This is a genomic window from Sulfobacillus sp. hq2, from assembly GCF_002903155.1.
Taxonomy (GTDB): Bacteria; Bacillota; Sulfobacillia; order Sulfobacillales; family Sulfobacillaceae; genus Sulfobacillus; species Sulfobacillus thermotolerans.
Map to the genome: position 1 here is coordinate 1 of NZ_NWUL01000011.1, position 14,204 is coordinate 14,204.

Below are 14,204 nucleotides of genomic sequence, written 5' to 3' on the forward strand. Positions count from 1 at the left end.
TTGGCTTCGCAGATCGCAAAGACGAGCTCCGCCCCCAAGCGTAAGAGACGATCCTTGTGGGTCACGACCAGCCGACCAACCCGGTCGGCCATGATGTCATTGAGCAGGCGTTTGAGGCCCTTGTTGTGGTAGTTCATCCCCGACCCGAAGTCGGCTATCACCGCAAAGGTCCAGCCTTGGCGGGCACAGTAGAGTTCGAGTACCTGCTTTTGGCGCTCCAGATCCTCTTTCTGGTCGTGGCGCGACACCCGCGCATAGGCGACGGTTTGGCGAGGCGTCCCGTGGTGATGAAACTGATCAGGACGCAAGCGCGCTAAGTCGTAACGACGATACCCACCCGCGGTACGTTCATCGGGTATCAGTTTACCTTCATGCTCCCATCGACGTAACGTCGAGGGCGTCACGCCTAAAAATTCGGCGGCTTCACGAATGCCCACAAGTGTCCGGTTCATACCTAAATTATACAACCATGGATAACTATAGGTAAAGATTTATGAAACGGTTAAAACCCTTACAGGGTCCATGGGCCCTGGCTCAGTGAGCACCGCCGGAATTTTTGGCGTAGAACTTGCTCCGACGCGGGTGCGAAGTCTCGTGCAAGCCATCACCGTGGCATCTGGCCGCATCGGCGCCACGCTCACATCCCTCGTATTTCCCGTGCTATTCAAACTGTACGGACAAAACTTTGCCGTGGGCTTCTTAGCCGCTCTTACCGTCATTGCCGCATTGCTGACCGCCTGGGGCATTCCCGAAACCAAACAAGCCAGTTTGGAAGACACAGCCCGCGAGTCATTAGGCGGAGACGCGTCCTTGGCCTATGCCTCCCAACACGATGCCTAAGGGAATCCTCAGGCACTTCTACGGGCTGCTCTTTAGGAGAGCAGCCCTTTCGTTTACACGCCAAAATCCCTCCGGCACCCTCGTTTTGCACCCCAATTTATCCTCAGATGTCCCCCCTGGTTATTAAGATTTAATCCACAGATTTCTGGATTTTGTGGATTACTTGTGGATTGCTTAAAGATTTTCCGCCATATTTAGTGTTCAGCCGACAAATTCGACGACACTATTCACGTATTTTCACCAGATTATCCACAACTTGTGAACAAATGCACAGGCACCAGCTCAAATTATCCCCAATTCCTTGAGCTGTCCTCGTCGGCATTTTGCAGCTTTACAAGACGCTACCGTGGTCCCTCATTTTTCTTTGAAGTCCTCACATTACGGAGAAACACTCACTCCTCTTACAACGTTTATAAAACATTAACAACGCCTTCGCATGGCGATAACATTGGGCTGATACAGTGGCACTGAATTCTTCATCATCATGCGTCACGCTTACCCTCTGCAATACGCGAAAAGAAAGATGGAAAGCCGGCTACACATCCACGCTGTGACAAAGGAGATGCAGTATTTGATGATAGAAACGGCTCGATACCGTATTGAACGCTTCGAAGATCATGGCTGGCACATCACGGCCTTATCCGAACCTGTGGCATGGCCCACCGTGTACGTCAGCACAGAACCAGACCCCAGAGTCCTGGACTTTTCACAGTTAGAGCCTTTGCCCTGGAAGGATCATGGCGTGCTGACCATTCGCCTTAGTCAAAGCATGCGCCATTACGTGCATCTGCACCATGGTGACCACATCGAGACCTTTTCCGACCGGATTGTGCCATTAGAAGGGGGAATTAATTTTCGGGATTTGGGCGGCTACCGCAATCCCCAAGGGCAAATGGTCCGGTGGGGCACCCTGTACCGTTCTGGCAAGCTAAGTGGGCTAACATCAAGGGATCAGGCCTACATCCGCCAACTTGGCATTCAAGTCGTTTGTGATTTGCGCAGCGCCCACGAATTGCAGACAGATCCCACACCCGCTCATCTCGTGCCCACTCTTTCTCATCTGCCCCTAAAATTACGCGAGACGTCGTCCGTACCTGGTCATATTGATCAAGAGACAGCACAAGCGCTATTAAGGGAGAGCTATGAAGCCTTCCCCACGTCCTTAGAGTCTTACACTGCCTTTTTCCGTACCCTGCTGGATAACGAATCGGGTGCCGTGCTCTTTCATTGCACGGCAGGCAAAGACCGTACAGGCGTCACCGCGGCCTTGCTGTTATGGGCCTTAGATATTCCGTGGGATCTTATTGTGGAAGATTTTCTGATATCCAATCAATTTAGTGCCCAACTAGCCACCTTAGTGGCAACTCAAGACAAGACGGTCGGTCCTACTCATCCGCTATGGCCCATGGCCCGCGCCTATCCCGAAAATCTCCGTGCTGCAATTCATGTGATTTTAAACGAGTATGGAGATTTGAACCGGTTTTTTACACACGGCTTAGGTCTGGAAAAAGATTGGAAAGATGCGCTGCAACACAAATATCTCGTCTCCTGAGAGAAGAGAGCCCGATGCACGGAGATTGGTAGAACCAAAAAACCACAGGCGCGATTACTTTCCCACATCGGCCCGGTCGGAGTCCGCCACGCTCATTCGGGGCTTGCGACTCCACTCGGCCTAGCAGGGAGAAGTGTACTGAGGCCTCGACTCCCTTTTGTCATCCCATAATGTTCTGGTAGAACCCCACCGAGATAAAACCCAAACCGTTGCAATAATCGGACCGAGGCCTCTTTGTTGGTACCTTCTATCCCAGCGGTGATGAGATACCACCCCTGCCTAACCAGAGCTAGTCGGCCAGCGGTCTCGTGATGGCGTACCCTGCATAAGCGGGAAGGATATCGTCATTAGGTCCCTTTTCCCGAATCACTGGCGCAAGGATTGTCGCTTATACGGGCGTCCACTGCGAATTAATGCGCGCATATAACTGATGATCTTGCCACTGGCCGTTAATGTACAAATACTCTTGGGCTAGGCCAATAAACACGAAGCGATTTCGCGTAATGACCCCGATAGACGCATAATTGCCCGGCATGATTGCCGCTTGAACGCGGTGCAGACCAATTCTCTCAAAAGCCATGCGAACCACGGTGCCGACGGCCCTGGTCATGATGCCCTTGCGGGTCCATTCCCCATCCATCACATACCCAATATCGGCACTGTAAAAGGCGCCTCGCACTACGTTGTTGAGGTTAACCCAACCGATAAGGTCATTGTTCTGTGAGAAAATTCCCCAAGGATAGCGCAGACCCTGAGACTGTTCTTGACTAAATTGTGTTAAAAGAGCCTGCTGCGTCTTGACCTCAAACAGCCTCGCATCTAAGGGGGGCATAAAAGGTGTTAAAAAGGCCGCATTCTTTTGAAGAAATTGTGCGCGCCGACCCGCATCATCCGGCGTGAGCAAGCGCAGGTAGACGCCATGGTCCAAATCGGCTTCTAGGTTCATCGACACACCTCTCTCTAGCGTTTGAGTGCCGACGCAATCACCGCGACAGCATCGAGCAGCACGACGGCAAAAACGCCCGCCGAATGGGCCACCCCGCCCGCAATCGCCATCAGCGGAATAGACAACACAAACAGACCCGCCACAGAACCTGACCCCTGGTTTTTGCGAAATCGCCTAAGAATGAGCCGTTGGTCGTGCGGCGATAGCTGGGCAAGATAGGCGGCCACATCCTCTGGAGTCTCAGGCGACTTCTGCGTGATTAAGTCAAGAATCTGGTCTGCCGTGTGCTCATCGTAATCCGGCCCCAAGGCGCGGTTGGCCTGCAAAATCGCGAGAATTTCTTGTTTATTCACGCCCACGTTCGAAAGCCTCCTCTTTCCTCTTGAAATGTCGCGCGTCCAACGGCCCATGTTATTCCATCTGAGAAGAGCATATCATGACGCCGTTGTGAGGGAGAAAGACATCGCTGGATCCAAGAAAAATAAAGGCACCACACACGCCATAGGGGGCTGAAAAACCTTAACCGCGTATTTATCCGTATTTCATATTCTTCGGGTATGATAGGACTGTATGTCAAATTATGTCCTTGTCGCGCAGGCAACAAGGCAAAGGAGTCGATGAACGTGCCTTTGGGCAGTGCGGCATTGTTAGGGATTATTCAAGGATTTGCAGAACTTTTTCCTTTTTCCAGCTTAGGCCTGTTGGTCATCTTGCCTCATATCGTTCACTTGAATGTGCCAACCCAAGGGGCCCGCTACCTACCATTTCTTGTCGCGTTGCACCTTGGCACCGCCGTTGCCTTGCTGTTACTCTTTCGCCACGAATGGATCGCCGTGGTTCGTGGATGGTTTCTCTGGCTAAAAGGCCAACACACCCCGGATGGGCGTATGGCCTGGATGTTGATTTGGGCCACCATTCCCGTAGGTTTGGTGGGACTGGCCCTCAAGCACCCCTTGGCTCATTTGTTTTCAAAGCCCCTCATGGCCGCCATATTTCTGGTCGTCAACGGCTTGCTCATGTTGCTAGGAGATGCCTGGCACAAAAAATATCGCAGGCACCCCTTGCCGATGTCTCAAATGAGCATGGGCACCGCTGTCAAAATCGGCCTCTTTCAAATCCTGGCCTTAATCCCGGGCATGTCTCGGTCGGGATCTACCATGACAGGGGCGGTGGGGCAAGGTCTATCGTTTGAAGATGCCGCCCACTTCAGCTTTTTGCTGGCTACGCCGATTATCTTCGCGGCCGCTTTGGTTGAATTACCCAAACTGCACTCGGGTACTCACAGTCTCATGATTCCCGCGCTGTTTGGCGGCGTTATCGCCGGCATTACCGCTTGGTTGTCGGCCCGCTTCCTCTTGCGGTATTTTCAAGTCCACAATCTCTTTCGCCTCGCCATCATTTCCATGGCCGTGGGTATTATTGGCATTATTCTTGTTCATTAACACACAAAGACCTGCGAATCACCCGTCAAGAGGGGAGCGCCTGGAGCGCTCCCTTTTTACATCTCAACCTTTTTCTTCCCAAGATGGACAGCTTTTGAAAAACGGAGCAGAACCTTGGCCATGGCCTGGTTATGGGTACGTACTGACACCATTGCGCCTTTGGGCCCACAATGAATGTGATGGAAAAAGCCTAGGAAGGAGAAAGCCGATGGTTACATACGACGTCACCGACATCCATTGTCCCTCGTGGACCGAAAGCTGGGTGCTCACCACTATTCGGAACCTAGCACAAGAATTTGACTTGGTGGTCAAAGAAGAAACCACGCTGCTCTCCAAAAAAGGCTCCATTCACTGCCATTTAGCGTATCCAAAACAGCCGGGCCTCTTAGAAGTCACGGTATGGCCTAGGCGCCAGAGCGTTTGGATTGACATGCACGATAATCGGCGCGCTGATTGGAATGCGGCTATTATTGAGGCGGTGGCTAGCCGGCTCGCAGAAGAATTTGGCGGACGCGCCGAGAAACGACCCTCATGATACCGCATGCGTAATTGCCACCTTAAAAGATTCTGGGCCGATACGGCTATTGTTAGAAGTAGGAGCCGCCACCTAATCCACAAGAAATCCACACCAACGATCCGATTAAATCTCCCGCCGCCTGGCTACGCCGAGGCGGGGGGTTCCGGGGTAGGCCCCTTCGCTTTCTGGTTCGCCGACCGCTGCACAGGAGACTGTGAGTCTGCTGCGTCTTGTGCAATCTCCCCAGACGTGACTTTAGACCGTTCCGGCCCTAGTGTCCGAAAAATCTCATGGTTTTGTGAGGCTTGGTCATCGGATCTCCAGAAAGAACCTTTATGATACCCCGCGTCGCGATCACCGCAGCCGCATTATGGTCCGCATTATCGGTTTGTCCACAGCGTTGACAGACAAACGCGGCCTGTGCGGGCCGAGGGTCCTTGGAATAACCCCATTGCGGTACCGCGGGCGGTGCCTGACGGACATCGCACGGCGCCCTATCGGCGACTTCAGGCGAAGCGTCCCCCACCGCCTCTTCCGCCTCCGGATAGCTTCCATAGAGGCTTTTCGAGGTGCTGTCCCAATGCAGACGCTGCCGTCGAATGTGCTCGCGAGCAAACGCATGAGCCGCCACGGCTGCGAACACCTTCTTGCTTCCACAGGAGACCTGGGATGCCCGCGCGGTCCTGCAGGAATATAAAGGGCAGGTCCTATGTGATCGAACGTTCCATTTTATGAACGATCCGTTGTTCATCAACGCGCTGTTTCTCAAGACCCCAGAACGGTTGGAGGCCTTGGGCTAAGTGGTCTTGATGTATCCGCCGCGGCGAGCTTGTCTAACGCGCGCCCGAAACGATCATCGGCCGCGCCCCCCAACAACAAGGGCACATCCGTCTCCATGAGGCGATCCGCGACCCGATACAGCGGCATCTTACCCATCAACAGGTCTCAGATCATGACAAAAAGCCGTTCCGCCGGAGAAATCCGGGTCCGCGCCGGGTCCCACACCAGCAGACGGTTCAAGAGGTCTATGAGTTCAATATGATCGGCCAGCGCACGAACAAGAGGAGCGAAACCGACGACGCGGCTTGTCGGTTCAGAAATCGTCATCATAGAGAAATACTTCGCCACAGCTATCCGGTATCTTTTTGCGAAATATCACGAATATTAGGTGTCGAAAAGCATTCCCCAAGAGATTCACGTGCTGAAAACCTGCCTGACGACGTCCGAGGGCAAGTGTTCGATCTCCAGAGTGCAAAAGGAGCGGATTAAGAAGGCCCGACGACAGCGTAAAACATGGCAGCGGCGGGCAGCCCGGCGCAAAGACAGGCGCCCAAAACCAAAAGAAAGCCTATCGCAAGGCGGCGCACTACCAGTTCCACCCGTGTATAGTTCCCAGGAATGTGCCGTCTGCACATTCACTGGCCCGGACAATCGGCCCTCACAGGACGCATCGCGTAACGGCACACGGGCTAGAGTTAGTGGGCAGTCGCCGCGGCGTTTCGATAGAAACATGCCAAAGTACGGGTTTTGCCGAAACTATAAAATAACCTCGGACGAGTTGGTGGGCGTTTGCGGCGAATTTATTTGACCGCACCCGTCATGTGAGAATCGATCGAGTTCGCATAGTGGCGCTGCTTTTTGCTAAATTGCCGTGACCACCGCACAACAAAGGGGGAGAGGGTCGGCGCCCAATACCACATGACGGGCACCGGAGGAATGACTTTTTGTGGGGTATTGACCGGGAGATCCGCGTCGCACTGGCTCCATCGGGTGGTTTTGTCGGGCACGGGGGGCACGCCCGTGATTTCGCTCAAGACCGTGACGAGATCGCCCGAGGGACGGCGGATACGGCCCATCCAGACCCCTGGTTTGGCCGCCCGCGTCGCATACGGGACGATCATCCAGTCCTCCAAGAGTCCGGTCTCCCATTGGCGGCGATGTTTCCAGAGAACCAAGACCACTAAGGAAAATATCACCCCCACTATCGGACCTAAGCCGATCGTGAAGATAAATTGAGATGTTTGACCGACGGTTTGGCCCCATACATGAGCAAACGCCTTTTGCGCGCCAAACAACACGACGAGGAGCAAGGCGATCGCATACAGAACAAAGATACCCAAGAGACCCACCATAAAGCCAAAGCCGGCGGCCCCAAACACCGAATCCGTCATCCACCGCCCAATGCCCCAATGAGGTCCCGTGCCACCAAACGGCCATGGACTGCGTTCGCGCACAATACGAAAAGTCCGGTGCAAAGTCCAGATCACAGGACCCGCCAACAGGACTATGATCCCTGCCCAAACGATTGCCGACACAACAGGCTCGCTCATTATTCTACCCTCCATATTTGAAGCCGGATGTTGTGGGAAAACCCGTCGTAATGTCATGGAGCCAGGACGACACGGGCAACGTCCACGGAGCGGTGGCTAGGGCATAACGTCCGATGAAAATGCTGGAGGCATAACTAGCCATAGGCTGCTCGGCACCAAGTTGAGTTAGACCCTTAGCCAGGATACCATTTAATGCGCCAAAGCCAAAATTTCCATCTCTGCGGTTATCGCTTTCCGAATTAGCTACATCGGAATGAAGAGATCCAACGACTGCCCGAGTCGACCAAAGCCGAGCCGTTCGTAAAAGGGGATGAGGTGGACAGTCTTGGCTTGGACTAGCACTCCAGCTAATCCGATGTCCGCCTGGAGACGTTCGGCGCGCTTCAGAGCATCAGCCACTAAAGCGGAGCCGATTCCTTGCCCTTGAATGGTCGTCGAGATCCCTAATCGTCCCAATAAGGCGACTGGAACTAAGGGATATTTGGGATACAATTTAATCCATTGCGTCGGCAGGTGACTAGTTCTATCGTCGCAGCTGATAGGGTATAAAATCCGATCACCTCTAAAGGCTGTATCTCATCGATTAACACGTACACGACAGATACGCCACGTTTCATGTTCCAGAGGAAAACGACGCGCGATGATGCTATCTCGTCGCAATTTTTCCATGCGATACGTCGCTGGCATAGGTGACTAATCCGACTCAATCATTTCGTCGTGACGTCTCATCGCGTCACCCAGAGCTTGCGGGGAACGCGCAGTTTGATCCAGCAGCATTTCGGTAAATTGTCGGCTCACCATCTCGCTCAGTTGGATGTGATGATGCCGCGCCAAGAGGTCTTGGCATGATGTTTGACGGCTACGAGCACAAAATCCGAAAGACTCAAACCTTCCATAGCGGCCGCTGTTTCGATCAACTGCTTATCTTCGGGCCGAAGACGAGCTTCTAAACGGGCCGTCCGGTTGGCGATGTTGGATGATAAAGAATCAAAGAGTGATTTTATGATTTACCTGGTACACTACAAAAATTTAGAAAAAGTTCCCATTTCTTAAGGGATAAATAATGTGTTTTGTTGAATTGATTTTAGTCTCAAAAATTCGGTCATCTCCTGGTCGACATACCATCCTCTCAATTGGTACAAAGCAAAAACACAAGCACCTATGTGAGGTGCCTGTGTTTTTAGGGCATCGGCCTTACTTTAAAATATTTCAGGATCCGGTTTTACTATACGTAGGGGTCTGATCCACTGGGCTGATGTCTTCGAGCGACCGACCAGACGGTTCGGGTAATAATAAGGTCAGCAAAACCCCAACGATGGCAAACACGAAGGTTATCGTCAACGTTCCGTTAAGGCCCAACGCTTTCACCAATAAGGGGAAGGCAAACACTCCAATAAACGCCCCGAATTTTGCGACGCCTGCCGAGAAACCATGTCCTGTGGCCCGGACACTGGTGGGATAGACTTCGGCGGACAAGACAAAGGTCGTGGTGTTCGGGCCAAATTCGGCAAAGAAATAGCTGATCCCAAAGATCAGAAGGAACGGAAGAATATCATGCGTCAAGTTGGGTACAATACCGATGACTCCAAACGCCGCACCCATGATTAAGAATCCCAACCATTGCAAGCGGCGATGGCCAATCTTGTCAATCGTCATAAAGGCTAAGATATAACCGGGTACAGCCGCCACGGCAAAGATGATAAGGGACCAGGCAATACTCGTCACATCCGTCGCATGAGGAGCTACACTTTTAATCACCAACGGAAGCGATATCGAGTTTCCGTAGTAGGCGTAGTCAAACAACGCCCAACTACCTGCGGTACCCAACAGCAAGCGCCAATATCGTCCTTGCGATAACATCTCCTTCAACGACAACTTACGTGTGGGTTCCTTTTCATCGACAATGCCGACTTCGTTGCCTGCGAAATTCTTGAGTCCCAAGGCGGCCTGTTTGTCCGCACCGCGCACTTGGGCTAAATACCGGGGCGATTCGGGCATCCGCCGACGCAAGAGAATGACAGCCGTAGCGGGAATAGCGCCTAAGCCCAACATTAAGCGCCATGCAATATCCGGGTTAATACCTGAACTCAAAAGGGTTAGGGCCACAATCGGTCCCGTAATCAAGCCGAGAGCCTGCATTGAGAACACCAAGCTGACTAATTTGCCGCGGTCTTTGGTGTTAGCAAATTCACTCATTAAAACGGCCGACATCGGATAGTCGCCACCGATACCCAGCCCCATGATAAACCGGAATATCAGAAGCCAAAGCACGTTGGGAGAAAAGGCGGACAAAATAGCACCAATGGCCATAATCGCCGCTTCTAACCCATAAATTGACTTGCGGCCAAAGACGTCGGCTAATCGCCCAAAAATAAACGCCCCGGCAAATGCGGCAATTAGGGCGGTCGATCCCAGCAATCCAATCATGGCCGATGAGGGATGCCACTGCGCTTTAATCAGGACAAGAGCCGCACCAATAATAAAGAGGTCGTAGGCGTCTGTAAAAAACCCCATCCCAGCGGTCAGTACGGCACGCAAATGGAATAGACCTAAAGGCGCTTCATTTAATGTTTGTGTTACCGTTTTTGATGACATAAAGTCCTCCTCAAAAGAGTTTGACGATCCATTGGAGTGTGAGAACCATCTACACGTGATAAGAGCTGGAAACAAAATTCATTATGCGAGGAGGGAATTAAGACCCTAAGAAGGTTATGTGAAGAAAAGGTTAAGATCAAGTTAGTGTTTTGTGGCCTAAAACTCTTGAGGCGTATCCAAGAGTTTATTTAAAATCCGCTGCAAATCCGTTTGGTCTGCTTGAGGAAGCGTTTCGAGAACCTGGGCTAGTGCTTGCACCCGAGTTTGATGCCACTCTTGCCAAGCTGATGTTCCTAGGGGCGTCACCGTAATAGAGACACGGCGTTGATCGTTGGGCGAACGTAAGCGCGTGACGTAGCCTGAGCGTTCGAGCCGCTGTGTGGTAATGCTCATGGCCGAAACACTGACACCCCAAAACGCGGCTAACGCAGAAACCGACAGCGGGCCGCACCGGCTCAGGTGCTTGAGTAACCGATATTGTTCCGAGGTAATGTCCGTCTGAATGGTTTTGGACCGCATACGCCACCGGCGCCATAGTTCCCACAGCATTTCAACCGACCGTTCTGAATCTGCCTGAGGTGAGATTGACGTTGTCATGTATTTGATAATACCATCAAACTATTAACCCATAAAAGTATTTAGTGAAAGCGAGGAAAGCCCTATGGGGATGCATTCGGGTATGGGATGGGGTGGCGGAGGACCTTTACATTCCGTTTGGGAACAAAGAAAGTCCTTACAATATTTAAAAAGTGGGGGGCGGCCAAGTAAGGAAACCGTTCAGCGTTTATGGAAGGTCCTAAAACCGCACCATAGGCTGCTGGCGTTAGCCATGACGTTGACGACCTTAGGCGTGGTTTTAGCCCTAGTTCCGCCCTTGATTATTCGTGCGATTATCGATAACGCCATCGCCCACCGTCACCTAACCCTCCTGATGTGGTTAGCCGCCGCCTTGTTGCTTTTCCCTGCGGTCAAAGCACTCGTATCCGTGGCCCAAAACTATCTCAACACAGTTGTCTCCCAAAGCGTTATCCACGATTTGCGCACAGCCCTTTACGAACACGGCCAGCACTTGGGCATCGACTTCTTTACCCATACCCCCAGCGGGGAGATCCACTCCCGTTTAATTAACGATCTCAATGCCGTGCAGCAAGTCCTTAGCCGCACATTAACCGGCCTGTTTGTCAATGGCTTAACGGTACTCCTCACCTTGAGCATGATGTTTTTCCTTAATTGGCGACTCGCCCTAGTTTCTGCCATCATCCTCCCCGTCTTCGCCTTGCCTGTCGTCAGTTACGGCCAAAAAACGTATACCGCGATCACCACCGCTCAAAATCGGCTCGCCGAGTTGACAGCCCACCTGGAAGAAACACTGAGTCTTTCTGGCATCGTGGTGGTGAAAAGTTTCGGGACCCGCGCGCGAGAAGCGCAGCACTTTCGTTCCCTGAGTGAAAAGGTCAAGCAAGCCCAAATCCAGCAAAATCTCGTGGGCCAATGGCTATCATTCGTGGTGCAAGCCTTGTCCGCTGTCGGTCCAGCTCTGTTGTATGGATATGGCGGCTACTTAGTCATCGCGGGACAAACCCAATTGGGGACCATTGTGGCCTTCGCTACGTATTTAACCCAGCTCTTTAATCCAGCGTCGTCCTTAGCCGGATCCAACACTACGTTAATCGGAGGGCTTGCCTTATTTGACCGGATTTTTCAGTTTCTCGATTTACCCATTTCCGTCCCTGAGCCGCTTACCTCGGCGCCCGCCCCAGGACCAACCCCGTCTTCGCCCATTCGCATTCACTTCGAACACGTCTCTTTTTCCTATCCGAAGGGCGAAGAGGTATTGCACGATATTACCTTCACCGCCCGCGGCGGACACTTGACCGCATTAGTCGGGCCCAGCGGCGCCGGCAAAACAACCTTGTTGTCCTTAGCCGCACGCTTTTATGATCCCACAGCAGGCCATGTCCTATTAGAAAACACACCCTTGACCCATTTCAACGAAGACACGCTGCGCCAAACGATCGCCGTAGTCACGCAAGATTTGTTCTTGTTTCATACCACCTTGGAACAGAACATTCGTTATGGCCAACCCACCGCATCCGAAAGCGAGCTCATGGAGGCTGTCCAAGCGGCACAGTTAGAAGATCTCGTCGCGCAGTTACCCCAAGGTCTTCAAACGGTGGTCGGAGAGCGCGGGTACCGGTTATCGGGCGGAGAAAAACAGCGCGTGGCCATTGCCCGCGCTATTTTACAAAATCCTCGCGTTCTGTTGCTAGACGAAGCCACAAGCTCTTTAGATTCCCATGCCGAACGGCTGATTCAAGACGCGCTCGCCCGCCTCTTTCACGGCCGGACGGTCATTGCTATTGCCCATCGTCTGTCAACCATTTTGGCCGCTGACCAAATTATTGTCGTGCAGAACGGTCAAATCGTCGACCAAGGACGTCACTTAGAGCTGTTAGCCCGTAACGGGCTGTACGCCCATCTCTATCACGAACAATTCGACGCTGCGGACGTCTCCACCGTTACTGCGCCTGAGCACTCCATAAACGGCATAATTCCACCAGTAATGCTGCCCCATAACCCGTAGCGCCCGCTCCGTCTTGTCCACTAAACGCCAAACCCGCGATATCCAAATGCGCCCACGGTGTCTCCTTGGCAAAGTGTCCAATAAAGAGACCGGCGGAAACAGTACCCGCTGGACGCCCTCCGCTATTCTTGAGATCCGCAATCGTGCTGTCATTCAGGTGCGCATACTCGGGATCATGAGGCAATTCCCAGACCGGTTCTTCCATCTGGTCGCCGGCTTGCGCGACCAACTGTCCCAACGATGCATCGTTGGTGATAAGCGCGGCGCGAATGCCGCCCAACGCCACCACGTTCGCCCCCGTTAATGTCGCGATATCGACGACCGCGGCCGCGCCGTTTTGGCGAGCAAATGTGAGTGCATCGGCTAGAACCAAGCGGCCTTCCGCATCCGTAGAAATAATCTCCACGCGCGTGTTATCAAGCATCGTCAACACATCCCCTGGCCGGTAGGCGCCGCCACCGGGGAGATTTTCTGCCAAAGGCGCTAACGCCATCAGGTTTATGGGCAGGGCGAGATCTGCTACGACGCGTAACGCGGCCATCACCGCGGCCGATCCAGCCATGTCGCCTTTTAAGCGCCCCATGCCTTCGGCGGGTTTTAACGAAATGCCCCCGCTGTCAAAGGTAATGCCCTTGCCAACAAGCGCTAGCCAAGGCCCCTCACCATTCCCGTGGTACCGCCCTTCAAGCAGTACAGGAGGCCGGGTGCTGCCTGAGCCCACCGCCAATATGCCCCCAGCGCCCATTTCGAACAAATCCTGCTCATGATACGCATGAAACGTCACTGAGCTCGGGGCGTCTTTTTGATATTCCAGAGCTAAATCTTCTGGGGACTTTTCATTAGGCGGCATGTTGACCCAGTCCCGAGTTAATGACTGGGCTTGCGCAATGCGAACCAGGCGCACGAGCCCTGACTCTTGATCCTCTCCGGCCACCACCGTGACACTCTGAACTGGTGCTGCGGATTTCAGGCCCACGTAACGGTAAAACCCTTGCTCCAATCCGGTAATAACCGAGGGCAGCGACTCCCTCGCCATGCCTTTAATCCAGACACCAACGCTCTGTGCTCCCATTTTCGCCGCGTTTTGCGCAGCCTCACGGTACACTTTCTGTCGCAGTTGACGAACAGGCGCAGCATGCACGACTAGCACGAGATGAGAGTTCAGGTGCATCGTAAGAAACGAACCTTCCGGGATAGAGGGAAGGGCTTCCTCCTCCAAAACCGTTTCCTTTATGTATAAAGGCCAGAGCTCGTGCGGCACGATCCAAGCCTGGGGTTGAACTTCTGGGATATGCGTAGTCACGGTCCATTGCCTCATCATTCAGTCACCTCATGGTATGGGATGTCCAGGGAGGATTGCTAGGCAAAAATCCTGGGGTACTTTTCATCTTACCGCAT

Annotated in this window: 15 protein-coding genes and 1 pseudogene; 5 read left to right on the top strand and 11 right to left on the bottom strand. The window is 53.0% G+C overall.

Annotation, left to right across the window (positions count from 1 at the left end; translation table 11 throughout):
- A partial coding sequence (locus CO251_RS01015) for an IS607 family transposase (protein WP_103373961.1) occupies positions 1-452 on the bottom strand: 452 nt, incomplete at its 3' end.
- 85 nt (positions 453-537) lie between these two features.
- Between CO251_RS01015 and CO251_RS01020 the strand changes: the two genes are divergently transcribed.
- Together CO251_RS01020 and CO251_RS01025 are read left to right on the top strand one after the other, a co-directional pair.
- On the top strand, positions 538-840 hold the full coding sequence (locus CO251_RS01020; protein ID WP_103373962.1) for an MFS transporter: 303 nt from the start codon (positions 538-540) through the stop codon (positions 838-840).
- A 574-nt stretch (positions 841-1,414) separates the two neighbouring features.
- Complete coding sequence (locus tag CO251_RS01025; protein WP_242968192.1) at positions 1,415-2,392, top strand: tyrosine-protein phosphatase; 978 nt, start codon at positions 1,415-1,417, stop codon at positions 2,390-2,392.
- Between the two features lie 388 nt (positions 2,393-2,780).
- On the opposite strand, the gene CO251_RS01030 is transcribed toward CO251_RS01025, so the two are convergent.
- The gene (locus CO251_RS01030; protein WP_103373964.1) at positions 2,781-3,338 is read right to left on the bottom strand and encodes a GNAT family N-acetyltransferase; all 558 of its coding nucleotides are present in this window, start codon (positions 3,336-3,338) and stop codon (positions 2,781-2,783) included.
- A 14-nt stretch (positions 3,339-3,352) separates the two neighbouring features.
- Positions 3,353-3,697 (bottom strand): hypothetical protein, encoded by a 345-nt coding sequence (locus tag CO251_RS01035; RefSeq protein WP_103373965.1) that lies wholly within the window; start codon positions 3,695-3,697, stop codon positions 3,353-3,355.
- A gap of 258 nt (positions 3,698-3,955) precedes the next feature.
- Between CO251_RS01035 and CO251_RS01040 the strand changes: the two genes are divergently transcribed.
- Complete coding sequence (locus CO251_RS01040) at positions 3,956-4,780, top strand: undecaprenyl-diphosphate phosphatase (RefSeq protein ID WP_158246111.1); 825 nt, start codon at positions 3,956-3,958, stop codon at positions 4,778-4,780.
- A gap of 208 nt (positions 4,781-4,988) precedes the next feature.
- The gene (locus tag CO251_RS01045; RefSeq protein ID WP_103373967.1) at positions 4,989-5,315 is read left to right on the top strand and encodes a hypothetical protein; all 327 of its coding nucleotides are present in this window, start codon (positions 4,989-4,991) and stop codon (positions 5,313-5,315) included.
- A gap of 253 nt (positions 5,316-5,568) precedes the next feature.
- On the opposite strand, the gene CO251_RS17575 is transcribed toward CO251_RS01045, so the two are convergent.
- The 7 genes and pseudogenes from CO251_RS17575 to CO251_RS01075 form a co-directional block, all read right to left on the bottom strand.
- Positions 5,569-5,940 (bottom strand): hypothetical protein, encoded by a 372-nt coding sequence (locus CO251_RS17575; RefSeq protein ID WP_207654597.1) that lies wholly within the window; start codon positions 5,938-5,940, stop codon positions 5,569-5,571.
- 302 nt (positions 5,941-6,242) lie between these two features.
- Positions 6,243-6,407, bottom strand: a complete 165-nt coding sequence (locus tag CO251_RS17320) for a hypothetical protein (protein WP_158246112.1) — start codon at positions 6,405-6,407, stop codon at positions 6,243-6,245.
- Positions 6,408-6,877: 470 nt separating this feature from the next.
- The gene (locus CO251_RS01055) at positions 6,878-7,627 is read right to left on the bottom strand and encodes a hypothetical protein (protein WP_103373969.1); all 750 of its coding nucleotides are present in this window, start codon (positions 7,625-7,627) and stop codon (positions 6,878-6,880) included.
- A gap of 243 nt (positions 7,628-7,870) precedes the next feature.
- Positions 7,871-8,119, bottom strand: a complete 249-nt coding sequence (locus tag CO251_RS01060) for a GNAT family N-acetyltransferase (RefSeq protein ID WP_158246113.1) — start codon at positions 8,117-8,119, stop codon at positions 7,871-7,873.
- Positions 8,120-8,320: 201 nt separating this feature from the next.
- A pseudogene (locus CO251_RS17990) lies at positions 8,321-8,634 on the bottom strand (DUF1778 domain-containing protein).
- Between the two features lie 202 nt (positions 8,635-8,836).
- Positions 8,837-10,222, bottom strand: coding sequence for an MFS transporter (locus CO251_RS01070; RefSeq protein WP_103373972.1), 1,386 nt, complete (start codon positions 10,220-10,222; stop codon positions 8,837-8,839).
- Between the two features lie 156 nt (positions 10,223-10,378).
- The gene (locus CO251_RS01075; RefSeq protein WP_158246115.1) at positions 10,379-10,771 is read right to left on the bottom strand and encodes a MarR family winged helix-turn-helix transcriptional regulator; all 393 of its coding nucleotides are present in this window, start codon (positions 10,769-10,771) and stop codon (positions 10,379-10,381) included.
- 112 nt (positions 10,772-10,883) lie between these two features.
- On the opposite strand from CO251_RS01075, the gene CO251_RS01080 reads away from it, so the two are divergent.
- Complete coding sequence (locus CO251_RS01080; protein WP_103373974.1) at positions 10,884-12,806, top strand: ABC transporter ATP-binding protein; 1,923 nt, start codon at positions 10,884-10,886, stop codon at positions 12,804-12,806.
- On the opposite strand, the gene CO251_RS01085 is transcribed toward CO251_RS01080, so the two are convergent.
- Complete coding sequence (locus tag CO251_RS01085) at positions 12,742-14,127, bottom strand: M17 family metallopeptidase (protein ID WP_103373975.1); 1,386 nt, start codon at positions 14,125-14,127, stop codon at positions 12,742-12,744. The genes CO251_RS01080 and CO251_RS01085 overlap by 65 nt on opposite strands.
- Positions 14,128-14,204: the final 77 nt, after the last annotated feature.

Excerpts from the sequence above, each read along its gene's own strand:
- CO251_RS01075 (WP_158246115.1), bottom strand. The coding sequence starts at position 10,771 with ATGCTGTGGGAACTATGGCGCCGGTGGCGTATGCGGTCCAAAACCATT.
- CO251_RS01045 (WP_103373967.1), top strand. The coding sequence starts at position 4,989 with ATGGTTACATACGACGTCACCGACATCCATTGTCCCTCGTGGACCGAA.
- CO251_RS01070 (WP_103373972.1), bottom strand. The coding sequence starts at position 10,222 with ATGTCATCAAAAACGGTAACACAAACATTAAATGAAGCGCCTTTAGGT.
- CO251_RS01040 (WP_158246111.1), top strand. The coding sequence starts at position 3,956 with ATGAACGTGCCTTTGGGCAGTGCGGCATTGTTAGGGATTATTCAAGGA.
- CO251_RS01030 (WP_103373964.1), bottom strand. The coding sequence starts at position 3,338 with ATGAACCTAGAAGCCGATTTGGACCATGGCGTCTACCTGCGCTTGCTC.
- CO251_RS01080 (WP_103373974.1), top strand. The coding sequence starts at position 10,884 with ATGGGGATGCATTCGGGTATGGGATGGGGTGGCGGAGGACCTTTACAT.
- CO251_RS01085 (WP_103373975.1), bottom strand. The coding sequence starts at position 14,127 with ATGATGAGGCAATGGACCGTGACTACGCATATCCCAGAAGTTCAACCC.
- CO251_RS01055 (WP_103373969.1), bottom strand. The coding sequence starts at position 7,627 with ATGAGCGAGCCTGTTGTGTCGGCAATCGTTTGGGCAGGGATCATAGTC.
- CO251_RS01025 (WP_242968192.1), top strand. The coding sequence starts at position 1,415 with ATGATAGAAACGGCTCGATACCGTATTGAACGCTTCGAAGATCATGGC.
- CO251_RS17320 (WP_158246112.1), bottom strand. The coding sequence starts at position 6,407 with ATGATGACGATTTCTGAACCGACAAGCCGCGTCGTCGGTTTCGCTCCT.